The following is a 23,707-nucleotide window of genomic DNA, read 5'->3' on the forward strand; positions in this document are numbered from 1 at the left end:
GGGCGGCACTCACGGCTCTCGGGGAATTACTCGTTACACTTCTTGCCGGTGTTGATGCAGTTGACGACGCGGTTCATGATCTGGTTGGACATCACGTTGGCGAAGTCGTCGTGGTCTGAAAGGGGGTTGTGCTCCTCTTCGGGGAAGGAGTCCACCTTGTACAGACGCTTTTGCTGAACTTCCTGCGGGATGTTGTACGTGAGGGTGATGCGAAGCTGCGGGACCGCCTTGAATCCGTTGCCGCACTGACCGTTCTGGTTCGGGAAAACGATGTGGTCGCGGTGGTTCTCGGAGTCGATGTTCTGACCGTCCCAGCAGCTGGGGAAGTCGTGGATTCGCTTGACAGCGGCACCGTTCGGGCAGATCGGGTACTTGTCGATCAGGACCTTGTCCTCGAAACCGGCGCAGGTCCACGAGGCCTTGGTGTTCTTGTTGCCGTTGACCGACGGTTTGGCGTCACCGTAGAGAATCCGGAGGAACTTCGGCATCGCCTCGACGTTGCCGACCGGGCTGCCGCGGAAGGTGAGCTCCGCCTTGGCCGGCCGCTGGATCTCACCGTCGTTGCCGGCGAGCTCGTTGTTCTCGTCCGGGGCCTCCAGCTCGGCCTGCTGCTGGTTGTTGTTGCCCTGGTTGTTCTGGCCCTGCTGGTTGTTGCCTTGGTTCTTGTTGTTGTTGTTGCCCTGGTTGCCTTGTTGGTTGTTGTTGTTCTGCTGGTTGTTGTTCTGGCCGTTGTTGTTGTTCTGGCCCTGGTTCTGCTTGTTCTGGCCCTGGTTCTGGCCTTGGTTGTTGTTCTGACCCTGCTGGTCGTTGTCCCGGTTCTGGTTCTGCGCCAGGTTGCCCTGGATCAGGTTGTTCCGGTTGTTGTTCTGGCCCTGCTGCTCGTTCTGGCCGTTGTTGTTCTGGTTGTTCCGGTTCTGCTGCTGACCTTGCTGCTGGGCGTTGTTCTGGCCGTTCTGGCCCTGCTGGCCGCGCTGGTTGTTCTGACCCTGCTGCTGGCCGTTGTTGTTCTGCTGGTTGTTGTTCTGGCCCTGGTTGTTCTGACCCTGACCTTGGTTCTGGTTGTTCTTGTTCTGGTTGTTCTGGTTGTTGTTCTGACCCTGGCCCTGGTTGTTCTGCTTGTTCTGGCCCTGGTTGTTGTTGTTCTGACCCTTGTTCTGCTGCTGAGCCTCGTCCTGGGCGGCTTCCTCTTCATCCACAATGCGGATGACCGGCCAGAAGTAGGCTGATTTGTCGCCGTTCTTGCAGGTGGTGCCACCGGCCTGCAGACTCTGGTTGTTCGAGTCGGCGTTGGTGGTCAGGTTGCCGACGTAGTCGTGCAGGTGCTGAGCACCGTTCTTGATACCCGGCTGGGCGATGAAGTTGTCCGGGTTGAAGTGCTGGTTCTCGTTCGTGCCGCAATCGACGGTGAACGTTCCTGTGGAGGCATCCCCTTGTGGCTGTGGTTGCCGAACATTGGCTTGGACAGTCGTGATGTCCACGAAGAACTTGCTGTCCGCGCCATCTGCTCTGGCCTGACCAGGATCACCCGCGGTCGTCACGACGACAATGCCGCCTATCGCTAGTGCGAGGCCGAGGCCTGCGGTTGCGATCTTTGTTCTGCGGGAGATTCGGTGACGCCCACTGGTACGGGCCATCGATTTCTCACCTCGTTCCGGATTTTGGCCAGGCGAGTGCGCCGAAGCCGCTCGGCGGCTACGAAATGATGTATGCCTGGGTTGTGGGCGAAAAGCTGTCGGGGATTCTGCGCTCTCGATGGGGGATACGAGCGCGTTGGCTCCGGACGTTCAAACGTGGCCCGTTCGTTACCTAACCGTGACCAAAATTCTGGCCCCTCAGGCCTCAAGTCCTGGCGCGTTGCGTCCAGATTACGCAGGTCAGCACGGCTGCTGCGGCGAAAACGGTCAACCCGCCCACCGGTTCACCCAGCACCAGAACCGACCACAACAAGGTCAGGACGGGCTGTGCGAGCTGGACCTGGCCCACCTTCGCGACTCCGCCCGCGGCCAGTCCGGCGTACCAGGCGAAGAACCCCAGGAACATGGAAATCACCGTCACATAGGCGAATCCGGACCATGCCGAGGCGCTCACGTGGGAGAAATCCCGGGTGGCCGCGACAAACCCGGTCACCGGGACAGTTACGGGCAACGACACGACAAGCGCCCAGCAGACAGTTCGCGCACCTCCGAGGTCACGGGCGAGGGCGCCGCCCTCCGCGTAACCCAGGCCGCACAGCACGACGGCGATCAGGAGGAACACGTCCGCAAGTTCCAGGCCGCCGGACACCCCGCCGTTGGCGATGACGAACACCAGAACCGCGAGGAAACCCACGCCACTGGCCAGCCAGAAGCCGCTTCGTGGCCGTTCACCGGCCCGGACCACAGCCCAGACGGCCGTGCACATCGGCAGGCAGGTGATCACGACGGCGCCGTGCGCAGACGTTTGCGTGGTCAGCGCCAGCGATGTGAACAGCGGAAAGCCGACGACGATGCCCAACGCGACCACCAGCAGCCGCCGGATCTGGGCCAGGCTGGGACGCGGTGCGCGCACGAACATGAGGTAGGCGACCGCGAGCAGGCCCGCGCCGACGGCCCGGCCGAACGAGACGAACCACGGGTCGAGATCGGCCACGGCGAGCCGGGTGGCCGGCAGGGAGAAGCTGAACGCCAGTACTCCGAGCGCGCCGAGTGTTATCCCCGCGGGCGCGATAACGTTACTCTCTACTCTCATGTATGAGGATAACGCCGCCCTTCGCGTTATCGAGGAGCTTCGTTCCCTGGCGCACACCGGCCAGCCGGGCGAACGGCTGCCCTCGGTCCGCGACCTGATGGCCCGCCACCGGGCCTCGCCGGTGACGGTGCAGCAGGCCATCCGCGCGGTCGAAGGCGAAGGCCTGGTCGAAGTCCGCCCAGGCCGGGGCAGTTTCGTGGCGGCCAGGCCCGCTCCGGCCCGGACGCCGGATCTGTCCTGGCAGACAGTGGCGCTCGGCGCGGGCCGGCCGGGCCAGGAGCTGCTGTCGAGCCTGATCGCGGTGCCTCGTGCCGAGGTCATCCAGCTCTCGAGCGGGTATCTCGACCCCGATCTGCAGCCCGTCGACGCACTCGGCGCGGCTCTGGCGCGTGCGGCGCGCCGGCCGTCAGCGTGGGGGCGTGTCCCGGTCGAAGGCAGGGAAGAGTTGCGGGCGTGGTTCGCGCGTGAGGCTGGTGGCGAGCTGCGCGCCGGCGACATGACCGTATGCCCAGGTGCGCAGCCCGCTCTGGCGACGTTGTTCCGTGGCCTTGGTGAGCCAGGTGATGTCGTGCTTGTCGAGTCACCGACGTATCTGGGTGCCATTGCCGCCGCGCGGGACGCGGGGTTGCGTGTGGTGCCTGTGCCCGCGGATTCCGACGGTGTACGCCCCGATCTTCTCGCCTCGGCATTCGCGCGTACTGGCGCGCGGCTGTTCTACTGCCAACCGCTGTACGCGAATCCTCACGGCGCCGTGCTGTCGGCAGAACGACGGCCCGAGGTGTTCGAGGTTGTCCGTGCCGCAGGAGCGTTCCTGATCGAAGACGACTGGGCACGCGGGCTCACCATCGACGGCGACGAACCACCAACGCTCGCATCCGAAGACGTTGACGGTCATGTGGTGTACCTGAGGTCGTTGACCAAGGTCGCCGCGCCAGGACTGCGGGTCGCCGCAGTCGGAGCTCGTGGCGCCGCCGGTATCAGGTTGCGTACCGCTCGCACGCTCGACGACTTCTACGTATCCGGTCCGTTGCAGGAAGCCGCCATCGACTTCGTCACCTCGCCTGCGTGGCGACGGCACTTGCGGGATCTACGGGTCGCCTTGCGGTCGCGGCGTGACGCTTTGCTGAGCGCGATGCGCGCGGAGTTGCCGGACTTCCAAGCCGCGACTCCGGCTGGTGGGCTGCATGTGTGGGCCGAACTGCCCGAAGGTGTGGACGATCTGGCGCTGACCACCGCGGCCGCTGCCCACGACGTGGTCGTTTTCCCCGGCAGGCCTTGGTTCACCGGGGAGAGTCCGGTGACGTGCCTGCGGCTGACGTTCGGCGGCGCGCCGGAACACACGCTGGCAGAAGGGATTCAGCGGCTTGCCCAGGTCAGAGCAGCCAGCCCGACAGCAGCGCGGGTGACATCGCCAGCAGGGTGAACCGGATGCACCGGCCGATGAAACCGGCTGCCAGGAACGTGGCCATGGACATCCTGGCCAGGCCGGCGAGCACGGTCGTCGCCATGAACGGCGGCAAGCCGATCACCGCGCTGACCCCGTACGTGCCGGTCATCCAGTGCGGATGGCGGTGGCACTTCTCGGTCAGCCGGTCGACCAAGGCACGCAGCCGCTTTGTCCGCTGCTGCCAGCGAAGCCTGCGATCAGTCATCGGTTTCGGTTTGCGGTGCATGAACGACGGCAACCGCAGCGACCCGCGCGCGGCCAGGTAGAACAGCAGTTTTCCGGCTATCTGGGCGACCGCGACGACCGCGCCGAGCGCCAGGCACGGCAGCCCGGGTTCACGCGCGACCAATGCGATGACAAAGACTTCGATGCTGATCAGGGGCATGACTGCGGAGCCGAAGGCGACACCAGCCGCCACAAGCAGGCTCGCGAACAAGCGTGTACCCCTTTGTGTAGACCCAGTCGTTCCACAGTAACCGAGCTGAGAGTGGGGCGGCCTCGGTCTTCCGGACGAGTCATGTCAGCCGAAGGTCCAGATCACCGGTCAGCCGCACTTCCCGCAGTAGCCGGCCGCCGGCATCCAAGGTACGCACCATTCCGTCGCGTTCCCACCCGGCCCGCTCATAGAAGGCGACCGAAACATCGTCATTCTCCGGCACCCACACCACGCCGCGCGTCCCGCCAGCTGCTTTGAGTCCGGCGGCGGCGGTCGCCAGCAACCGCCCGCCATGCCCGCGCCGGCCCCAACGCGGCTCCACGAGCAAGGTCGCGATCAGTCCGACGGTGGCCGCGTCTTCAGGGAGATCGCCCTTCGCATCGGCGGTTTCCTCCTCTGGTGCAGGCCCAGCCGCACAGAACCCCACCACCCACGGCCCTTCCGTGGCCACGTGCACAGTCGCCTGGCCCTGGTCGATGGTCATCGCCCAGACCCGGCCGATCTCGTCGGCGTCCAGCCCGGCGAGCACATCCTCGCCCAGCAGATCGGCGTACGCCGCCCGCCAGGTGTCCACCTGGATCCGCGCGATGTGCTCGATGTCCTGCACCTCGGCGGTGTGCACCGCTGCCTCAGCCATGGGACGAAAACCTATCCAATGTGCCCCCAAAGTGGCGTTGGGGGCATCCAGTGCTCCCAACGCCACTTTGGGGGCACAAGAACTGTCGTACCTCGATGGCACTATGCGGAGCGTGTTGACGATGACCGAGGGGGCGGCCCGGCGGACTGCGCTCGCTGCCCAGGGGTTTGCTGATCCGCGCCCGACAGCTGTGCCGTCCAGACGCCATTTACTGCGTGTGTTGTCGCGGGTTCAGCTGATTCAGCTGGACTCGGTCAATGTCGCCGTCCGGGCGCACTACATGCCGTTGTTCAGCCGGCTGGGCGCGTACCCGGCGGAGTTGGTCGACGACGCGGCCTGGTCGCACTCGGCGCGCAAGCCGCGGCTGCTGGTCGAGAAGTGGGCGCACGAGGCGAGCCTGATCCCGGTCGAGGACTGGCCGCTGCTGCACACCGGCAAGCGGGCCGGCTGGTGGCGGCACTACGAGAAGGCCGTCACCCGTTCACCCGGCCTGGTCCAGGAGATCCTCGCGGCGGTCAAGGAACGCGGTCCGATCGGCGCGGGCGCTCTGGAGCGCGAGATTCTCGGCGAGGGTGACAAAAGGGAGAAAGGCACGTGGTGGGAGCGCTCGGACGTCAAGCACATCTGTGAGTACCTCTTCGGCCTGGGCGAGCTCACGACTGGGACGCGGCGGAGCTTCGAACGGCTCTACGACCTGACCGAGCGGGTCGTGCCCGCCGAGGTTCTCGGCCGTCAGCTCCCCGCCGACGAGTGCGCCCGCCAGCTGGTCGAACGCTCGGCGCGAGCGTTGGGCATCGCTACGGAGCCGGAGTTGCGGGACTACTACCGGCTGGCGCCGGATGCCAACCGGCAGGCGGTCATCGATCTCGTCGAGGCCGGTGTGCTCGAACCGGTGCTGGTGGAGGGCTGGAACCGCAAGGCCTACCGGCATGTCGACGCCAGGACACCACGGCAGATCAAGGGCCGGGCGCTGCTGTGCCCGTTCGATCCGCTGATCTGGGAACGCGACCGGACCGAGCGGATTTTCGGCTTCCGCTACCGCATCGAGATCTACGTCCCGGAGCCGAAAAGGGAGTACGGCTACTACGTTTTCCCGTTCCTGCTCGACGGTGAGCTGGTCGCCCGGGTCGATCTGAAGGCCGATCGCGCCGCCGGGTTGTTACGCGTCCAGGGCGCGTTCGCGGAGTCCGGAGTGGACACTGCGCGGGTGCTGGTGGAGCTGGCCGGCGAACTGCGGCTGATGGCCGGGTGGCTCGGGCTTTCCGGGGTGGCCGTGGGCCGGAAGGGCAACATCGCGAGTGCGTTGGGAAAGCTGACCAAATAGGGCAGGGCTCCCCAGGCGTCGCGCCCGGGGAGCCCAACCACCCCCTCACGTGAGTGCCATGAAGGCGCTCACGAAACCTGTGTCAGCCGTCGAAGGCCGCGCTCACCACGGCGGATCCGGACCGGGTCCGGCCGCGAACGCGGAGCTTGACCTCGCCCTCCGGCCGTTTGCCGGACAGCTCCAGTTCGCTGCGGGCCTGGCCGGTGCCGGAGGACAGGTCGACCTCGGCCCGGATGCCCTGGCGCACGCCGACCCGGATCTCGCCGGAGCCGGTGTTCAGCTCGATCTTGCCCGCGGCCGCGTCGGCCACGGTCAGGTCGCCGGTGCCGGTGCGGACCATGACGTCTGAGGAGACGGCGCCCAGCCATACGTCACCGCTGCCGGTGACCAGCGCGGCGCTGTCGCCACCGACCGACGAGACCTCGACGTCCCCACTGCCCGTGCGGGCCTGCAGGCCGCCCAGCATCGGGCCGAGCCGGACCGCGCCGGTGCCCGTGGTGATGGTGGCCGCGCCGTCCGCGCGGTCGGCCTTGACCTCGCCGGACCCAGTACGCAGGTTGATCCTGCCCGCGGGCCCGGTGACCAGTACGTCAGCCGCGCCTGCACGGACCTCGATGTTCGACCCGGACGGCGCACGGACGGTCACGCCCAGCGGGATGTTGCGCAGCGCGCTCTCGGGGGAGCGCACGACAAGACGGTTGCCGTTCTGCTCGACCAGGGTCAGCTCGATCGCCTCGTCCGACGTCGGCCCGGCCGGGTTGTCGGCGAACCGCGAGATCCAGCCCGCCAGCTGCGCCAGGCCTTCGGCCCACGGGGCCTCGACGTCCGGCCGGTGGCGGATCCGCACGCTGATCCCGGGCTCGTCGGTCAGCAGCACGTCGACCGAACCCGACCTGATGGTGATGCTGATGTCCTGTGGACCGTCGGCGTCGAAGTTGACTTCACGCACCTTGGTCGTGGTCTCGTCAGCCGTTTCGTCTGTCACGATCATGCCCCCTCCGTCCAGCCGTGCACGCGTGACGACGGGCCGCCCTCACGCTTGCCCTTGTCGTCTTCCTCGCGGTGATGGTGGTGCCAGCCGCGGCTCTGCATCTTGCGGCCGAGCGCGCCCTGTACGGCCTGCGACACGAACGTGTTCAACGACACGCCCTGGGCGGCGGCGGCTTGTTCGGCCTGGCTCTTGATCTGCTCGAACATCCGCAGCGTCATCCGGCTGATGTTCTCGGCGCTGTTGTCACCGGTAGGCGGCGGCAACGGCTGTTCCTGCTCGGGCTCGGGGTCGCGGCGGGCCGAACCGCTGACCACGACCTGCACGTCGCGGCCGGCCAGGCGCACCTCGACCACATGGTCGTCGAGGGCGGCGGTGACTTCGGCGGCGAGGTCGGACAGCGCGTTCATGATCGCCAGGCGGACGGCGGGTTCCAGTGCGGCGGACAACACAGCCGCCGCCCGCCGGGTCTGCTCATCCCCAGCTGAAGCGGTGGTTGCGAGGTCCTCGCGCAGTGATTCGACATACGGCGTGAGATCCATGACGTCACTATGACATCACCTGTGGTGTCAGTCAAGGAAGCGGTGACATCACCGCGACGGCGTAGCGACATCCTCAAGACAGCACTGCGATGTCACGCGCCGGTCGCTGACGTCTCGGACCTGGCCCGTTAGGCTCTTCGCCATGACCGAGACCGTGGCCCCCAAGGTGCAGCTGATCGCCAAGACCGAGTTCTTCCCCCCGGCGGACGTGCCCTGGTCGACCGACAGCGACGGCGGCGAAGCGCTCGCCGAGTTCGCCGGCCGGGCGTGCTACCAGTCCTGGAAGAAGCCCAACCCGGCCACCGCGACCAACGCCGGCTACCTGCGGCACATCCTCGAAGTCGGCCACCTTTCGGTGCTCGAGCACGGCTCGGTGAGCTTCTACATCAGCGGGATCTCCCGGTCGCTGACCCACGAGCTGATCCGCCACCGGCACTTCTCGTACTCGCAGCTGTCCCAGCGCTACGTGCCCGAGCGCGAGGCCGCGATGGTCGAGCCGGATGTCATCGCCGGAGACCCCGAGCTGCACGCCAAGTTCATGGCCGCGGCGGACGCCGCCGTCGAGGCGTACAACGAGCTGCTGGCCGGTCTGGAGAAGAAGTTCGCCGACGAGCCGAGCGCGACCCTGCGCCGCAAACAGGCTCGTCAGGCCGCCCGCGCGGTGCTGCCGAACGCGACCGAGACACGCATCGTCGTGACCGGCAACTACCGTGCCTGGCGGCACTTCATCGCCATGCGCGCGACCGAGGCCGCCGACGTCGAGATCCGTGCACTTGCTGTGGAATGCCTGCGCCAGCTGCAGAAGGCCGCCGCGAACGTGTTCGACGACTTCGTCATCACCTCGCTGCCGGACGGCACCGAGACGGCCTCCAGCCCGCTGGTGACGGAGGGATGAAGCGGCTGACCATCGACCTGCGGCCGGACGAGTACGTCCTGTCCAGGTTGCCCGGGGGATCGTCGTTGCCGGCGTTGCCCACAGGCAGCGGTTTCGTGTCGGTCACGAGTACGCCGGACGAGATCTCGCTGGTGACCCCGGCCGGGCACGAGCCGGCCGGGGCCAAGGTCGACGGCGGATGGCGGCTGCTGACCGTGCGCGGGCCGCTGGAGTTCACGCTCACCGGGATCATGGCGTCGCTTGCCGGTTCGCTTGCCGCGGCCGGTGTCTCGCTGTTCGCAGTGTCCACATTCGACACTGACCACATTCTGGTCAAACAGACGGATGTGCAACGAGCGGTGCACGCGTTGCGTGAAGCGGGCCACGAGGTGCACGCCTAGCTGCCCTTTCGGGAGAGCCGTGGCGCCGGCCGCCATCGGCGCCGGCCTTCCCTTTTGGGCATATCCGCATAACACGGCCAATTTACGGCCTTCGGGAGTTACCCTCGTGCCCGTGACGGAGGACAACGCACAACCGCAGCGGACCGTGGCGAACCGCTACGTCATTGTCGGCGAGCTGGGCCGCGGCGGTATGGGCGTGGTGTGGCTCGCCGAAGACCGCACGATCGGGCGTCGCGTTGCGATCAAAGAGCTTCTGCTGCCCGCGGGTATCCCGCAGGACGAACGGCATGTGTTCGAGGAGCGGGTGCTGCGTGAGGCGCGCACTGCCGGGCGGTTGAGCGACCCGGGAATCGTTACGGTGCATGACGTCCTGCAGGAGGACGGCGCCACTTTCATTGTGATGGAACTGATCGAGGCGCCGAACCTCTCCGATGTGGTGCTGCGCAACGGTGCGTTGCCGGCCGAGCAGCTCGTCAAGATCGCCGACCAGTTGCTGTCGGCATTGCAGACCGCGCACGCGGCCGGTGTCGTGCATCGGGACGTCAAGCCCAGCAATGTGATGTTCGCCGCCAACGGCCGGGTCAAGCTGACCGACTTCGGGATCGCGCAATCCACTGAGGACACGCGGCTGACCAGCAGCGGGCTGTTGGTGGGGTCGCCGTCGTACATCTCGCCCGAACGGTTGCTCGGCCAGGATGCCGTGCCTGCTTCGGACCTGTGGTCACTCGGTGCGACCCTGTTCTTCGCCGCGGAGGGTTTCGGCGCGTACGAACGGCAGAACACGGCCGCGACGATCCAGGCGGTCATGAACGAGCGTCCACACGTTCGCAAGGTCCAGGGCCCGCTCGCCGATCTGATCATGGGTCTGCTCGACTCGAACCCGATGACCAGGGTCGACGCCGCGCGGGCGAGGTATCTGATCGACCAGGCCAGGGTGCGGATCTCCACCGGCCCGATGTCGATGCCGCCGGTGTCCCCGCCGATGGGCATGCCCGTCAGTCATCCCGCCCACCAGCCCATCAGTCAGCCCGTCGGTCAGCTGGTCACTCCCGGTACACCGTTCCAGGTCGTGCCAATAGGTCCGTACACCGGCGCCACGCCACCACCACCTGTGAAGAAGAGCCGCCGCGTGCTCGCGATCGCCGCGGTCTCGGTGTTCCTGGTCGGCACGTTGGTCGCGGTGTTCGCCATGACCGGTGTCTTCAGGTCCGAGAGCACGGCCGATCCCCAGACCGGTGGCCAGTCCTCCGCCCCGCAGACGACGTCGAAGACCAAGAGCTCGGTGAACACCGACTACGACAAGCCGAAATCCATGCTGGGGACCAAGACCTACGGCCCCGGCGGCGAGGTCACGGTGGACGACGGCCGCAAAGGCGACTGCTACAACGACGACGATGAACCCGTCGACAGCTGTGACGACCCGCACGACATCGAGATCTTCGACCAGGTCGACCTGACCGGCGACTCGACCACGTGGCCAGGGCCGGACGAGGTGAAGGCCATCGGCGAGTCCGGGTGCGTGGACTCGTACGCCTCCGAAGTGACCATCAAGGACAAAGACGAAGTTCTTCGCTTCCTGGTGCTGGTACCCACCCAACAAGGCTGGAACGGTGGCAAGCGCAAGGCGTTGTGCGTGGTGGCCCGGGCGGACGGTGGCAAACTGAAGGGCTCTGTCGCCGGAAACTAACGCGGGCGCCCTTTTGGGCAACCTGCGGTAACCGCTCCAGTCCCGTGGCCCGTGGGAGTTACCCTCTTGCCGTGACGCAGGACTACGCGCAGCAGCGGGTCGTGGCCGGCCGCTATTTCATCGTTCGGGAGATCGGCCGCGGCGGTATGGGCGTGGTGTGGCTCGCCGAGGACCGCACGATCGGCCGCCGGGTGGCGATCAAGGAACTGCACCTGCCGGACGGGATCGACCCGCAGGAGCGCCACATCTTCGAGGAGCGCGTGCTGCGTGAGGCACGCACCGCGGGCCGTCTCAACGACCCGGCGATCGTCACCGTGTACGACGTCGTGCAGGAGCACGGCAACACGTTCATCGTGATGGAACTGATCGAGGCGCCCACGCTGACCGACATCGTCCGGCAGAACGGCGCGTTGAGCGAGGAATTCACGGCCCGGATCGCCACGCAGCTGGTGTCCGCACTGGACGCCGCGCACCGGGCCGGCGTCATCCACCGTGACGTCAAGCCCAGCAACGTGATGGTCGACGGGAACGGCCGCGTCAAGCTGACCGACTTCGGCATCGCGCAGTCCACCGAGGACCCACGGCTGACCACAAGCGGCACACTGATCGGGTCGCCCACCTACATGTCGCCGGAACGCCTGCAGGGCAAGGAGGCCGTGCCCGCGTCGGACCTGTGGGCGCTGGGCGCGACCCTGTTCTACGCGGTCGAGGGCTATGGCGCGTACGACCGGCAGACCACGGCCGCGTCGATCCAGGCGATCATGAACGAGGTCGCGTTCCTGACCCGGTGCCGGGGCCCGCTCGCGTCGCTGATCATGGGCCTGCTCAACAGCAACCCGGAAGGCAGGCCGACCGCGCCGCAGGTGCGGGCGCTGCTCGGCCAGGCCACACAGGTCGCCATGAACACCGGGCCGACCGCGCAGACGTGGGCGCCGAACCCGACCCAGCCGAGCGCCCCGCCCAAGAGCCGCCGGGTGCTGGCGATCGTGATGGTCGTGGTGCTCGCCGCGGCGATGCTGACCGCGGGCTGGTTCGGCCGTGACGTGTTCGGCGCCGGCGGTACCGGCAGCATCCAGCAGACGATGACCTACGGCGAGGGCGGCAACATCCCGGTTCTGGAGCTGTACTTCAACTCCGGCAAGTCCTGCCTGAACAAGCCGCCCGCGGACAAGCTGCAGTACGAGTCGGCCGACATCGTCGACTGCACCAAGGAAGCACACGGCGCCGAGGTGTTCGCCGAGTTCAAGACCGGACTGTCCACACCGGACAAGGAGAAGAACACTCCGGGCGCGGGCTATCCGGCCGACGGCTCGCTGGCCAAGTACGCCGAGGCCTCGTGCACGATGCAGTTCTCCTCATCCGACGTCAAGAAGGACAAGACCATGAACTACGTGGCCTTGGTCCCGTCGCAGCAGGTGTGGGGCGACAAGTCGAGCCCGCCGCGGTCGATCTTCTGTGCGGCGTGGCCCACCGACGGCAGCAGTATGACCGGCACGATCGTCGCGAACGCCGAGTCGTGAGTACGGTTGTCGTATGGGTGTGGCGAGCGCCGAACGCGAGCAACTGAGCGATCTGTTCCTGGAGGTAGGGCCGGACGCGCCGACTTTGTGCGAGGGGTGGCAGACCAGGGATCTGGCTGCCCACCTGGTGCTGCGGGACCGTAGGCCGGATGCGTCGGGCGGGATTATGGTCCCGGCGCTGGCCGCGCGGACCGAACGTGTGCAGGCCGAGTTCGCGGCCAAGCCGTGGGAAGAGCTGGTCGACCTCGTACGTACGGGCCCGCCGCGCTGGTCGCCGTTCAGCCTCGGTCCGGTGAACGACCTGGTCAACGGCGCCGAGTACTTCATCCACCACGAGGACGTCCGCCGCGCGGTCGACGGCTGGGAGCCGCGTCCGGCCGACCCCAAGCGTGACGACGCGCTGTGGCGCACGCTGCGGTTCGCCGTCAAGCGGTCGTACCGCCGCAGTGTGGTCGGCGTGTTGCTGCGCCGCCCGGACGGTGAGGTGATCGTGGGCAAGCAGGCGCCCAAGGCCGTCACCATTTCGGGCGAACCTGGCGAACTGCTGTTGCACGCGTTCGGCCGGGACGAGGCGCGTGTCCAGTTCAGCGGCGACGAGGCCGCGGTGGCCGAGATCAGGGGCTCCAAGCGAAGCTTTTAAGGCATCCGGCGCCGGTGGCCGTCGAATTTCCGCTCCGCTGAGTCAAAGGTCATCCCCGCAGGTGGACGGGGTACCGTCAGCGGCATGACCAGATGTCCTTCCGCTGCGCCAGGCCGCCCTTTCGGCCGCGTTCTGACCGCCATGGTCACCCCTTTCGACGCGAGCGGCGCGCTCGATCTGGCCAAGGCCCAGCAGCTGGCCAAGCACCTGGTGGACCTCGGCAACGACGGGCTGGTCGTCAACGGCACCACCGGCGAAGCGCCGACCACGACCGACGACGAGAAGGCGGACCTTGTCCGCGCGGTGGTCGAGGCAGTCGGCGACCGCGCCACGATCGTGAGCGGCGGCAGCACGTACGACACCGCGCACAGCGTGCGTGTGGCCAAGCAACTGGAGCGCGCGGGTGCGCACGGCCTGCTCGCCGTCACCCCGTACTACTCGCGGCCGTCGCAGGCCGGCTTGATCGCGCACTTCACCGCGATCGCCGAGGCGACGGACCTGCAGGTCATGCTGTACGACATCCCGCCGCGGGCGGTCACACCGATCGAGACGGCGACGCTGTTCCGCCTCGCTGAGCACCCGCAGATCGTCGCGGTGAAGGACGCCAAGGGCGACCTGTCCGCCGGGTGCGAGGTCATGGCCAACACCGACCTGGCGTACTACTCCGGCGACGACGTGGTGAACCTGCCGTGGCTCTCCATGGGCGCCGTCGGGTTTGCCAGCGTGATCGGGCACGTGGTGGCCGACCGGCTGCGGCTGATGCTCGACGCGTACGAGCGTGGCGACGTTGCGGGCGCGCTGGCGCACAACCGTGCGTTGCTGCCTGTCAACCGTGCGATGAGCCGGACCGGGCCCGGCCTCGGCCTCGCCTTCGTCAAGTCGGCACTCCGGTTGCGAGGCCTTGACGTGGGCGACCCCCGGCTGCCGATCATGCCCGCGACCGAGGAACAGACCGCCGCGATCGCCGCGGATCTGGCCGTCGCCGGCGTGTCACTCGGACTGCCTGACACGGTACGAACGTCATCTGAGACGGTTAGTAGGTGATCGAAACCTCGCTGAAACCCCCGCCCGCACTGGCGGAGGGCGGTCTCCGTGTGGTCGCTCTCGGCGGTATCGGCGAGGTCGGCCGGAATATGACGGTCTTCGAGTACGAGGGCCGGCTGCTGATCGTGGACTGCGGAGTGCTGTTCCCGGAGGACCAGCAACCCGGTGTCGACCTGATCCTGCCGGACTTCCGTGCGATCGAGGACCGGCTCGACGACATCGACGCCATCGTGCTGACGCACGGCCACGAGGACCACATCGGCGCAGTGCCGTTCCTGCTCAAGCTGCGTGGCGACGTGCCCGTGATCGGCTCCCGGTTCACCCTCGCGCTGCTGGCCGCCAAGTGCAAGGAGCACCGGCAGGAACCGGTGCTCGTCGAGGTCAAGGAACGGGAGCGGCACAGCGCGGGCCCGTTCGACCTGGAATTCTTCGCGGTCAACCACTCCATTCCGGACGCCCTCGCCGTCGCGATCCGCACGCCCGCCGGCCTGATCCTGCACACCGGCGACATCAAACTCGACCAGCTGCCACTGGACGGCCGGCTGACCGACCTCGGCGGCTTCTCCCAGCTCGGCGACGAGGGCGTGGACCTGTTCCTGGTCGACTCGACCAACGCCGAGGTCCCCGGCTTCGTCACGCCGGAGCGGGAGATCGGCCCGGTGCTGGAGAACGTGATCGGCCGCGCGACCCAGCGCGTGATCGTGGCGTGCTTCGCCAGCCACGTGCACCGCGTGCAGCAGGTCCTCGACATCGCGGTGAAGCACGACCGGCGGGTGGCGTTCGTCGGCCGCTCGATGGTCCGCAACATGGGCATCGCGGGCGATCTCGGGCTGCTGAACATGCCGCCGAACCTGCTCATCGACCTCAACGACGCGATGGAGCTGCCGGAGAGCGAGGTGCTCTTCGTGTCCACCGGCAGCCAGGGCGAGCCGTTGTCCGCGCTGTCGCGGATGGCCCGGGGTGACCACCGGCAGATCTCGATCCTGCCCGGTGACACGGTCGTCCTGGCCAGCTCGTTGATCCCGGGCAACGAGACCGCGGTGTTCGGTGTCGTGAATGGACTCGCCCGGCTTGGTGCGCACGTTGTGCACCAAGGAAACGCCAAGGTGCACGTCTCCGGCCACGCGTCCGCGGGCGAGCTTTTGTTCCTGTACAACGCAGTCCGGCCGTCGAACGTGATGCCGGTGCACGGCGAGTGGCGGCACCTGCGGGCCAACGCGGATCTCGCAGTGAGCACGGGCGTTCCGGCCAGCCATGTCGTGCTGGCCGAGGACGGCGTCGTCGTGGACCTGATCGACGGCCGCGCCCGGATCACCGGCCGGGTCGAGGTCGGGCACGTCTACGTGGACGGATTGTCCGTCGGCGACGTCGGCGAGTCGACGCTGTCGGACCGCCTGATCCTCGGCGAGGGCGGGTTCATCTCGATCACCGTGGCCGTCGAGGGCAGCACCGGCCGGGCCGTGGCCCCGCCGACCATCTCCGGGCGTGGCTTCTCCGACGACCCCAAGGCGTTGGACGAGGTCGTCGCGCTGGTGGAGATGGAGCTGTCGCGCACCGAGGCCGAGGGCATCACCGACACCCACCGGATCGCCCAGATCGTGCGGCGCATCGTCGGCCGTTGGGTCGCCGAGAAGTACCGCCGCCGCCCGATGATCGTCCCGACCGTCATCCCGGTCTAACGGTCCGGGCTTGCCCCCAAAGTGGCTTTCGGAGCGTCCAGCGCTCCCAACGCCACTTTGGGGGCACCACTTTCCGCTTTGGGCTGGGACGCGCGCTGCACCACGAAGGCTCCGACGAGCAGCGTCACACTGCCGATGATCTGCACCACGCTGAGCGTCTCGGCCAGCAGCACCCACGCGATCACGATGGCGAAGACCGGTTCGGCCAACGCGAGCACACTGGCCACATTGGACGGCAAGCGCTTCAGCGCCATCATCCCGATGACGTAGGCGATCGTCGTGGACAGCACCGCGACCGCGACCAGGAGTATCCACACAGGACCGAGCGAGGTCTGCTTGACCAGCAGTTTGCCCGGGATCTCCCACGGGCGTCCGATGATCGCGATGGCCACGGCACCGATCACCATGCCCCAGGTCGCCGCCGTCAACGGGTGCGTCTCGGCCATCGCGCGTTCGCCGACCAGGAAGTAGCAGGCCGCGCACAGCGCCGCGCCGATCCCGGCGAGGACGCCGACCACATCCAGTCGCAGCCCGTCCCAGACCTGGGCCACCATCGCGAGTCCCGCCAGCGCCATGGCCGTACCGAGCCACGCCTTCGCGGGCAGGATCGTGCCGCGCACGAACCGGACCCAGAGCGCGACCAGTACCGGGGCCATGAACTCGAGCAGCATCGCGACGCCCACCGGCAGTTTCGACACGGCCGCGAAGTACATCGTCTGGGCACCGACGACGCCGAACAGCCCGAAACCCGCCAGCAGCCGCCAGTCGCGCGCCCGGACCCGCAGCAGTCCCGGTTTGAGCACCGCGACCCCGGCCAGCAGGATGACCGCCGCCAGCCCGATCCGCACACTGACCACCTGTGTCGAAGTCAGTCCCGCGATCATCGCCGGCTTGGCCAGCGGCCCCGAACTGGCGAAGAACGCCGACGCCACGATCAGCAGGGTCGTCCCCTGTGCACGCTCAGAACCGGTAATCACCTAAATGAGTCTGCGTGCCTTACAGGTGTGCGGACGAACGATTTCCCAAGAGGTGAGAAAGATCATTCCGGCCGGACTCCCCGGCATGCTGCAGCTCCATCTCCAGCGTGCCGGGGTCCTGGGCCACCACTGGCCCCGTCATCGTGGCCGCCCTCAAACCGTCTGTCTGTGTATTCGGCCACAGAAGTCAGGGCCGCCACGGCGACTTGGTGTCGGTCGGCCGGGTGGGGTCGTGGAACTTCGGCATGTCGGGCTCGTCCGGGCGCAGTGTCGCCAGGTTGTCGGTGATTGCCTGCATGATCCGTTTGTGGGCGCGGACGGCGTCGCCGGGTTTGGTCGCCGAGAGGTCGGCGAGGTCGACCGGGTCGCCGAAGTGCACCTTGAATGTGGGGCGCTTGCGTAGGGCGCGCATGAACGAGGTCAGGACGGGCTTGATGTCCTGCCAGCCGGTGACAACCTCGGTGCCCCAGTACGCGGCCTCATGGGCGCCCCACTGCGAAATGGGGATCACGGGTGCGTTCGCGGCGAGCGCGATCCGGGCGACGCCGGTCTTGCCGCGTTCCGGCCACATCCCCGGGTCGTGGGTGATCCGGCCCTCGGGGTAGACCAGCAGCGGCGCCCCGGCCTGCTTGACGGCGTCGACCGCGTTGGCGAAGGACTCGTGCACGGTGGCCTTGCCGCGTTCGACTCGCACGTGGCCGGACTCGCGCAGCGCCCAGCCGAGCACCGGGGTGTCGAGCAGGCCACCCGCCAGCATGAACCGCGGTGCGATGCCGATCGCGTGACACGCCTTCATCAGCACGAGCGCGTCGAACACACCGATGTGGTTCGCGGCCATCACAAGAGGGCCGTTGCGCAGCTCGTGGGGCACCGAACCGGTGACCTCCAGCTTGCCAACGCCAGCGACCACCGCGCGGTCGATCTGCAGCATCGCCCGCCAGATCGGCGGCACGCCCGTTTGGGGCTCCACCCGGCGTGTCGGCTCGTGTCCATCCCGGTACAGCGCAACCATGGTCGGGAGCATGGCATGCCCGAGTCATGGCCCTGCGACCTGGGCGCCTCCACTCGGGGCGACCCTGCTCGGTTGCTGCGCAACCTCGCCGGGTCGTTGCGCGGATAATTTTGGGGGGCCGAGCCCCCCAAACCCCCCGACAGGTGTTACTTCTGTGACCAGAGAGGCTGGGGCGACTACCGTGGGACGCATGGCGACAAGCCGGTCCACAACGGCCAAGCGTGGCACACCGCGCAAGAAACCCGCGGCCAAACCCGCGGCGAAGGCGCCTGCCCGTACACCGGCCAAGCCCGCGCCCCGCAAATCCAAAGGAACCGCAGGTAAAGCCGTCCGCGGCACCTGGAATCTGATCGCGAAGGGCGTCGGTGGGCTGGCCCGCACCCTGGGCCGGACCAAGGAGCTCGACCCCGCGCACCGCCGCGACGGTCTGGCATTCGCGTACATCGCGCTCGCTGTGATCATCGCGGCGGCCGTCTGGTGGCGCGCGGCCGGTCCGATTGGCCGGTGGGTCGAGATCGGCGTGCGTTCTGTCATGGGCGCGGCCGCCGTCGCGTTCCCGCTTGTGCTCATCGTCGTCGGGATCTCGATGATGCGGTCCGACCCTAGGCCTGACGCGCGGCCACGGTTCGCGGTCGGCTCGTTGCTCGTGACATTCTCGTTGCTCGGCATGTTGCACCTGCTCAACGGCGGCGAGACCAACCTTGAGCAGATGTACGCGGGCGGCGCGCTCGGATGGGTCTCCGGTGGTTTACTCGCCAAGGGCGTCACCGCGTGGGTCGCGTTGCCGTTGCTGATCCTGGCGCTCGGTTACGGCCTGCTGGTGTTCACCGGCACGCCGATCCGCCAGATCCCCAACCGGCTGCGTGAGCTGGGCCGGTTGCCGGAGGACGTCGAGGAGCCCGAGGCTGAGGAGCCCGCCCCGGAACCCGAGGTCAAGCTGCGCAGGCCGTCCCGGCGCCGTCAGGCGGCGATGGCCGAGCCGGCCGAAGAGCCGCCACCCGCCGCGATGGAGGAACCGCCGCCACCCCCGCCGGCCAAACCGGCGAAGGAACCCAAGCCGAAGAAGGAGACGCAGCCCCAGCTGCCACTGGCCACGGCGCGGGTCGTGGAAGGCGACTACCAGCTGCCGCCGCCGTCGCTGCTGGAAGAGGGCGACGTGCCCAAGACCCGCAGCCGCGCCAACGACACCATGATCGAGGCGATCACCGGCGTGCTCGAGCAGTTCTCGATCGACGCCCAGGTCACCGGTTTCACCCGCGGCCCGACAGTGACCCGCTACGAGGTCGAGCTCGGTCCGGGCGTGAAGGTCGAGAAGATCACCGCGCTGACCAAGAACATCGCCTACGCGGTCGCCACGGACAACGTGCGCCTGCTCGCGCCGATCCCCGGCAAGTCCGCGGTCGGTATCGAGGTGCCCAACAGCGACCGCGAGATGGTCCGGCTCGGCGACGTCCTGCGCTCGTCGACCGCGGTCAAGGACACCCACCCGATGGTGGTCGGCCTCGGCAAGGACATCGAAGGCCACATGATCACCGCGAACCTGACCAAGATGCCGCACCTGCTGTGCGCGGGCTCGACCGGTTCCGGTAAGTCCAGCTTCGTCAACTCGCTGCTGGTCTCGCTGGTGGCCAGGGCGACGCCGGACGAGGTCCGGATGATCCTGATCGACCCCAAGATGGTCGAGCTGACGCCCTACGAAGGCATCCCGCACCTGATCACGCCCATCATCACCCAGCCGAAGAAGGCGGCGGCCGCGCTGACCTGGCTGGTGGAGGAGATGGAGCAGCGCTACCAGGACATGCAGGCAAACCGGGTGCGCCACGTCGACGACTTCAACAAGAAGGTCCGGTCCGGCGAGATCACGGCTCCGCCCGGCAGCGAACGCGAGTACCGGCCCTACCCGTACATCCTGGCGATCGTCGACGAGCTCGCGGACCTGATGATGACCGCGCCGAGAGACGTGGAAGACGCGATCGTCCGGATCACCCAGAAAGCCCGTGCGGCCGGAATCCATCTGGTCCTGGCGACCCAGCGGCCCTCGGTGGATGTGGTCACGGGCCTGATCAAGACCAACGTCCCGTCCCGCCTGGCGTTCGCGACCTCATCGCTCACGGACTCCCGCGTGATCCTGGACCAGCCGGGAGCCGAAAAGCTGATCGGCATGGGCGACGGCCTCTACCTGCCGATGGGCGCGTCCAAACCGCTACGTGTGCAGGGCGCGTACGTCAGCGACGAGGAAATCAACGCGGTCGTCACCTTCAGCAAAGAACAGGCCCAGCCGGAGTACCAGGACGGCGTCACCACAGCCTCCGCGGGCGAGAAGAAGGAGATCGACGCCGACATCGGCGACGACCTGGACGTACTGCTGCAGGCAGCAGAGCTGATCGTGACCTCACAGTTCGGGTCGACGTCGATGCTGCAGCGCAAGTTGAGGGTCGGCTTCGCGAAGGCAGGCCGGTTGATGGACCTGTTGGAGAGCCGTGGAGTCGTCGGCCCTTCGGAGGGCTCAAAGGCCCGCGAGGTGTTGGTGAAGCCGGACGAGCTGGACTCGGTGCTCTACACGATCCGCGGCGGTGGAGGCGGCGCGCCAGATCCCGACGACGAGGACTAACGCCTTTTGAGCGTGACGTGGTCGCCGAGGGTGTCTGCTCCCAGCAGTTCGACCTCAGTGTTCACAGTGATCACCAATGGTCTCGGGAAGTCGGCCAACGGTGTGAGATCCGCTTTGCCGTCACCGACGATGGTGACTTCGCGCAAGGCTGGATAGGCAGGCAGCGGACTCAGATCCGTGCTCGGGCCTGCGCTCAGTTCCAGTTTGGTCAAGGCGGCCAGCCGGCTGAAGAACCCCAGGTTCACGGACTCTGCCCGGACGTCCAGTTTGGACAGTGTGGAATGAGTCGGCTTCGGGGCGCTGTCCGGCTTGCAGCCACCGATGGAGAGGGATTCGAGGCGTGGGGCCTGTGCGAGAGCCTTGGCGACCGCACTCAAGGACGTGCCGCTCAGGATCAGGTTTCGCACATTCGGCAACAAAGGAAGCCCAAGAAGCATCGGTGCGCTCAAGATCCTCAGCGTGTGCAGCTTCGGTAGCGTCGCAAGGGCGGAGAGATCGTGGGCGTCCAAGGACCAGTTCGACAACTCGAGGATCAACACTTCGATCGTGGTGATCAGCCGGAGAAATTCGAGGTTGTTGATCTCGGGCAAGGAGATGGCCAAGTCAGTCAGTGCGGTCAGGCTCGCCAGTGCCCCGAGGTTCGTCACATGTCCGGTGTCGAAAAACAGGAGGAGTTCCTCAAGGTGAGGATGTTCGGTCACCGGTCCCAGGTCGATCACAGCATCTGTCTTGCAGGTCGCTGCGAAACGCCGGAGGCAAGGTATCCCGGCCAGGAACTCCAGATCTTCCACGTTGAAATGGAAGATCAGACTGACGTCGGTCGCGGTGAGCCGGGTCAGGCATCGCAGATAGGGGAGGTGCTCGGTCTGCATGATCGTGATGCGCCCGTCGCGCAGTGGCGCGTTTGCGAGGACTTCGACCGCATACTGCTCAGCCGGGAAGTACTGCCAGACTTCCGCCAGTTGTTCCTGGATCTCGTCATCCCTGGTCTCGGCATAGCCCGCAAGGGCCTGTAGCGCCAGGGGCCCGCCTATCAATGCGGCGGTCTGCACGCACGCCACTCCCTGTGCGGAACTGAGGCCGTCGAGTGTTCTCGGTAGCCGCCTCAACACGCGTTCTCCGCCCAGCGCCAGTGATCGAGCCTCCACTGACTTGCGCGGCGGGATCAGGTCGTCGATCGCCGCGTCCACCCGCTCGATCACTTCCGGTTCCATCGAACGAGCCGTGTCCAGACAGGTCGCAGCCACCAGTTTGAGCCGCCTCGCGTGCCGGGGCTCCTTGTCCGCCCTGTCCAGCAACGCGTTCATCAGGGTTGTCCGCACTGGCACCGTGGCGTGTCCCGCGCCCATCACCACGGTCTCCCGCCACTGATCGAGATGGGCTTTCTCGGCCAGCAGGCCGGTGTGGTGTTCCTCAGCTGCCTGCTTTCCAGCCAGGTACTCCTGGAAAGTCTTGTGGACGAAGTCGATCCGGCTCAGCACCGGCTCACGGAGCACGCCGCTGCGTTCCAGCAGGTATCGCAAGATCAGCGGCGCGTCCGAGGTCACGTCAGGCATCCGCCGGATGGCGAACTCCACCTGAACGGCAACCTCGCCGGCACTGGCTTCCGAGCGGCCGTTGAGGGTCAGCCACCAGGCCACATGCTGCAGGATCGCGATCTTCGACTTGGTGTCCAGCCGGATGTCCTGCGCCACTGGGAGTTCGCGCTCAGCGTCGCGGCGGTCGAGCAGCAACTCCAACGCGGCTTCGTACAGCTTCATTCGATCCGGCGGCAGTTGCTTATGCCGGTCCAGGTTCAACGCGCACAACATCGCGCATAGCAAAGGAGTCGCGGCCAAGGACCTCAGGTGTGGCCGGGCTTCCAGATTCCGGGCCAGCGCGACTTCGTACTCATCCAGTTCAGTTACAGGGAAAGCTCCTGTCTCGGCGATCGCGGTGTGCCAGCGATGGCAGAACGCCGTTACGTCAGACGGAGTCATGGGTTCCAGCTCCAACGACTGGAAGCCCGTCAGCCAGGCTGGTTCCGCCGCGCTGGGCCGGGATGTCACCACGACCTGCAGATGCGGGAATGCCGTGAGCAGTTCGGTTAGCCACTTGCGGACCTTGGGCCGCCGGTCGGCACGCAACTCGTCCACGCCGTCGACCAGCAGCAATGCCTTGCCGCTCGTGAACTGTTCGTGGGCCCAGCCGTCTGGGGCCCCGCCCGCGATCGGCCCTGCATTGGCACTGACAAGGTCTTCTGGTTGCGGCAACTTACCGTCCGAGTAGCTGCGCAGCCGGACCAGGAACGGGACCGAGCCATTCCAGGAATCCAACGGGCCGGTGAAAGCACCTCGGGCCGCGTTCACCGCGATCCATTGCAGCAACGTCGTTTTGCCGGACCCGGCCTGACCCCGGACCAACGTGCGTTGACTGAGCGCGTACTCGATCCGGAGATCGCCACTGTGCGTGTCTGTCGATGAGGACGCGGACAGGCTCAGATAGGCGACCGTCACCGAGATCTGGGGTTTGTATCGACGGGTGTCGACGCCGAAGAGCTCCAGCGAGTCCAGGGTCTTGCTGATGAACCCCAGATATCTGCCGGTGAACTCGTCGGCGGAGTCCAGGGAGGTGCGTGGGAGTTGGGTCAGCACCGTCTCTATGTGCGTGAGGCGGCTGAGCACCTCTGTCAGTGCTCGCGGCTGGAAGGCGGGCAGGTTTTTGACCACGTTGACCAGGCACACACATGTCTCGTCGAGCACACGGTTGTAGAGGACCCGCGCGGACTCGTTGAGGCCTGGGTTGAGTGTGATGCGTTGGCGGACCGAACGTGCGAGCTTGGCGCCGTCCATGTCGGCGCCAAGCAGCAACGCATCGGTCAGATCGGCTTCCTCCAGGGAATCGACCACAGCGTCGAGCGCCGCTTCCCGTTCGTTCTCCGGCAAATCGGGGAATTCACGGGTCAGCGGCGTGATCCGCTGGGCGATCTGGTCGCCGATGTCTTCGAGTTGACGCTCGAGCCTGCGCCTGGCGAACCGGTCGGTCACCCCGGTCGCCAGCAGGTCGGTCAGCGAGGAGTTCTGCTCCGCCACGCTTTTGCGGTGCCCGAGCCAGGCACGGGTGACGTGCAGGGCGACTTGCCGGCCGACGTTGAGCGCAAGCGATTCGAGCACCCCGTCACG

The 23,707-nt window shown here is 67.0% G+C and carries 19 protein-coding genes; 10 read left to right on the top strand and 9 right to left on the bottom strand.

Annotated features, from left to right (window positions below; genetic code table 11):
* Positions 1 to 26: 26 nt before the first annotated feature.
* Positions 27 to 1,634 carry a DUF1996 domain-containing protein gene (locus tag JOF56_RS21560; RefSeq protein WP_209640950.1) on the bottom strand — a complete coding sequence of 536 codons (1,608 nt, stop codon included), beginning with the start codon at positions 1,632 to 1,634 and terminating at the stop codon, positions 27 to 29.
* A 205-nt stretch (positions 1,635 to 1,839) separates the two neighbouring features.
* Positions 1,840 to 2,727 (bottom strand): DMT family transporter, encoded by an 888-nt coding sequence (locus JOF56_RS21565; RefSeq protein ID WP_209640952.1) that lies wholly within the window; start codon positions 2,725 to 2,727, stop codon positions 1,840 to 1,842.
* Between JOF56_RS21565 and JOF56_RS21570 the strand changes: the two genes are divergently transcribed.
* Complete coding sequence (locus tag JOF56_RS21570; RefSeq protein WP_209640954.1) at positions 2,726 to 4,150, top strand: aminotransferase-like domain-containing protein; 1,425 nt, start codon at positions 2,726 to 2,728, stop codon at positions 4,148 to 4,150. The two genes, JOF56_RS21565 and JOF56_RS21570, sit on opposite strands and share 2 nt — an antisense overlap.
* Here JOF56_RS21570 and JOF56_RS21575 read toward each other — a convergent pair.
* Both JOF56_RS21575 and JOF56_RS21580 read right to left on the bottom strand, forming a co-directional pair.
* The gene (locus tag JOF56_RS21575; RefSeq protein WP_245378341.1) at positions 4,101 to 4,610 is read right to left on the bottom strand and encodes a YqaA family protein; all 510 of its coding nucleotides are present in this window, start codon (positions 4,608 to 4,610) and stop codon (positions 4,101 to 4,103) included. The genes JOF56_RS21570 and JOF56_RS21575 overlap by 50 nt on opposite strands.
* A 79-nt stretch (positions 4,611 to 4,689) precedes the next feature.
* The gene (locus JOF56_RS21580; RefSeq protein ID WP_209640955.1) at positions 4,690 to 5,247 is read right to left on the bottom strand and encodes a GNAT family N-acetyltransferase; all 558 of its coding nucleotides are present in this window, start codon (positions 5,245 to 5,247) and stop codon (positions 4,690 to 4,692) included.
* Between the two features lie 103 nt (positions 5,248 to 5,350).
* Between JOF56_RS21580 and JOF56_RS21585 the strand changes: the two genes are divergently transcribed.
* A complete protein-coding gene (locus JOF56_RS21585) occupies positions 5,351 to 6,571 on the top strand; it encodes a winged helix-turn-helix domain-containing protein (RefSeq protein WP_209640956.1) in 1,221 nt (406 codons plus the stop codon).
* Positions 6,572 to 6,653: 82 nt separating this feature from the next.
* On the opposite strand, the gene JOF56_RS21590 is transcribed toward JOF56_RS21585, so the two are convergent.
* Positions 6,654 to 7,562 (bottom strand): DUF4097 family beta strand repeat-containing protein, encoded by a 909-nt coding sequence (locus JOF56_RS21590; RefSeq protein ID WP_209640959.1) that lies wholly within the window; start codon positions 7,560 to 7,562, stop codon positions 6,654 to 6,656.
* Positions 7,559 to 8,101: a toxin-antitoxin system HicB family antitoxin gene (locus JOF56_RS21595; protein ID WP_209640961.1), complete on the bottom strand. Its 543-nt coding sequence runs from the start codon at positions 8,099 to 8,101 to the stop codon at positions 7,559 to 7,561. Before JOF56_RS21595 ends, JOF56_RS21590 begins: the two co-directional genes overlap by 4 nt.
* A gap of 142 nt (positions 8,102 to 8,243) precedes the next feature.
* On the opposite strand from JOF56_RS21595, the gene thyX reads away from it, so the two are divergent.
* The 7 genes from thyX (at position 8,244) to JOF56_RS21630 (ending at position 15,946) form a co-directional block, all read left to right on the top strand.
* Positions 8,244 to 8,996 carry an FAD-dependent thymidylate synthase gene (gene thyX / locus JOF56_RS21600; RefSeq protein ID WP_209640963.1) on the top strand — a complete coding sequence of 251 codons (753 nt, stop codon included), beginning with the start codon at positions 8,244 to 8,246 and terminating at the stop codon, positions 8,994 to 8,996.
* The gene (locus tag JOF56_RS21605) at positions 8,993 to 9,376 is read left to right on the top strand and encodes an ACT domain-containing protein (protein ID WP_209640965.1); all 384 of its coding nucleotides are present in this window, start codon (positions 8,993 to 8,995) and stop codon (positions 9,374 to 9,376) included. Before thyX ends, JOF56_RS21605 begins: the two co-directional genes overlap by 4 nt.
* 112 nt (positions 9,377 to 9,488) lie before the next feature.
* Entirely contained in the window at positions 9,489 to 11,063 is a 1,575-nt protein-coding gene (locus JOF56_RS21610) for a serine/threonine-protein kinase (RefSeq protein WP_307855195.1), read from the top strand.
* A gap of 71 nt (positions 11,064 to 11,134) precedes the next feature.
* Entirely contained in the window at positions 11,135 to 12,583 is a 1,449-nt protein-coding gene (locus JOF56_RS21615) for a serine/threonine-protein kinase (RefSeq protein ID WP_209640969.1), read from the top strand.
* 13 nt (positions 12,584 to 12,596) lie between these two features.
* Entirely contained in the window at positions 12,597 to 13,223 is a 627-nt protein-coding gene (locus JOF56_RS21620; RefSeq protein ID WP_209640971.1) for a TIGR03085 family metal-binding protein, read from the top strand.
* 84 nt (positions 13,224 to 13,307) lie between these two features.
* The gene (gene dapA, locus JOF56_RS21625; protein ID WP_209640973.1) at positions 13,308 to 14,267 is read left to right on the top strand and encodes a 4-hydroxy-tetrahydrodipicolinate synthase; all 960 of its coding nucleotides are present in this window, start codon (positions 13,308 to 13,310) and stop codon (positions 14,265 to 14,267) included.
* On the top strand, positions 14,264 to 15,946 hold the full coding sequence (locus tag JOF56_RS21630) for a ribonuclease J (protein WP_307855196.1): 1,683 nt from the start codon (positions 14,264 to 14,266) through the stop codon (positions 15,944 to 15,946). The genes dapA and JOF56_RS21630 overlap by 4 nt, the downstream gene beginning before the upstream one ends.
* Here the strand turns inward: JOF56_RS21630 and JOF56_RS21635 are convergent.
* Positions 15,943 to 16,923, bottom strand: a complete 981-nt coding sequence (locus tag JOF56_RS21635) for an EamA family transporter (RefSeq protein ID WP_307855197.1) — start codon at positions 16,921 to 16,923, stop codon at positions 15,943 to 15,945. The genes JOF56_RS21630 and JOF56_RS21635 overlap by 4 nt on opposite strands.
* Before the next feature lie 187 nt (positions 16,924 to 17,110).
* Positions 17,111 to 17,935, bottom strand: coding sequence for a lysophospholipid acyltransferase family protein (locus JOF56_RS21640; protein WP_245378342.1), 825 nt, complete (start codon positions 17,933 to 17,935; stop codon positions 17,111 to 17,113).
* Between the two features lie 190 nt (positions 17,936 to 18,125).
* Here JOF56_RS21640 and JOF56_RS21645 point away from each other — a divergent pair, with 190 nt between their 5' ends.
* Positions 18,126 to 20,546 carry an FtsK/SpoIIIE family DNA translocase gene (locus tag JOF56_RS21645; RefSeq protein ID WP_209640978.1) on the top strand — a complete coding sequence of 807 codons (2,421 nt, stop codon included), beginning with the start codon at positions 18,126 to 18,128 and terminating at the stop codon, positions 20,544 to 20,546.
* Here JOF56_RS21645 and JOF56_RS21650 read toward each other — a convergent pair.
* Entirely contained in the window at positions 20,543 to 23,698 is a 3,156-nt protein-coding gene (locus JOF56_RS21650) for an NACHT domain-containing protein (RefSeq protein ID WP_209640979.1), read from the bottom strand. The two genes, JOF56_RS21645 and JOF56_RS21650, sit on opposite strands and share 4 nt — an antisense overlap.
* Between the last annotated feature and the right edge of the window lie 9 nt (positions 23,699 to 23,707).

Source organism: Kibdelosporangium banguiense (assembly GCF_017876405.1).
GTDB classification, from domain to species: domain Bacteria; phylum Actinomycetota; class Actinomycetes; order Mycobacteriales; family Pseudonocardiaceae; genus Kibdelosporangium; species Kibdelosporangium banguiense.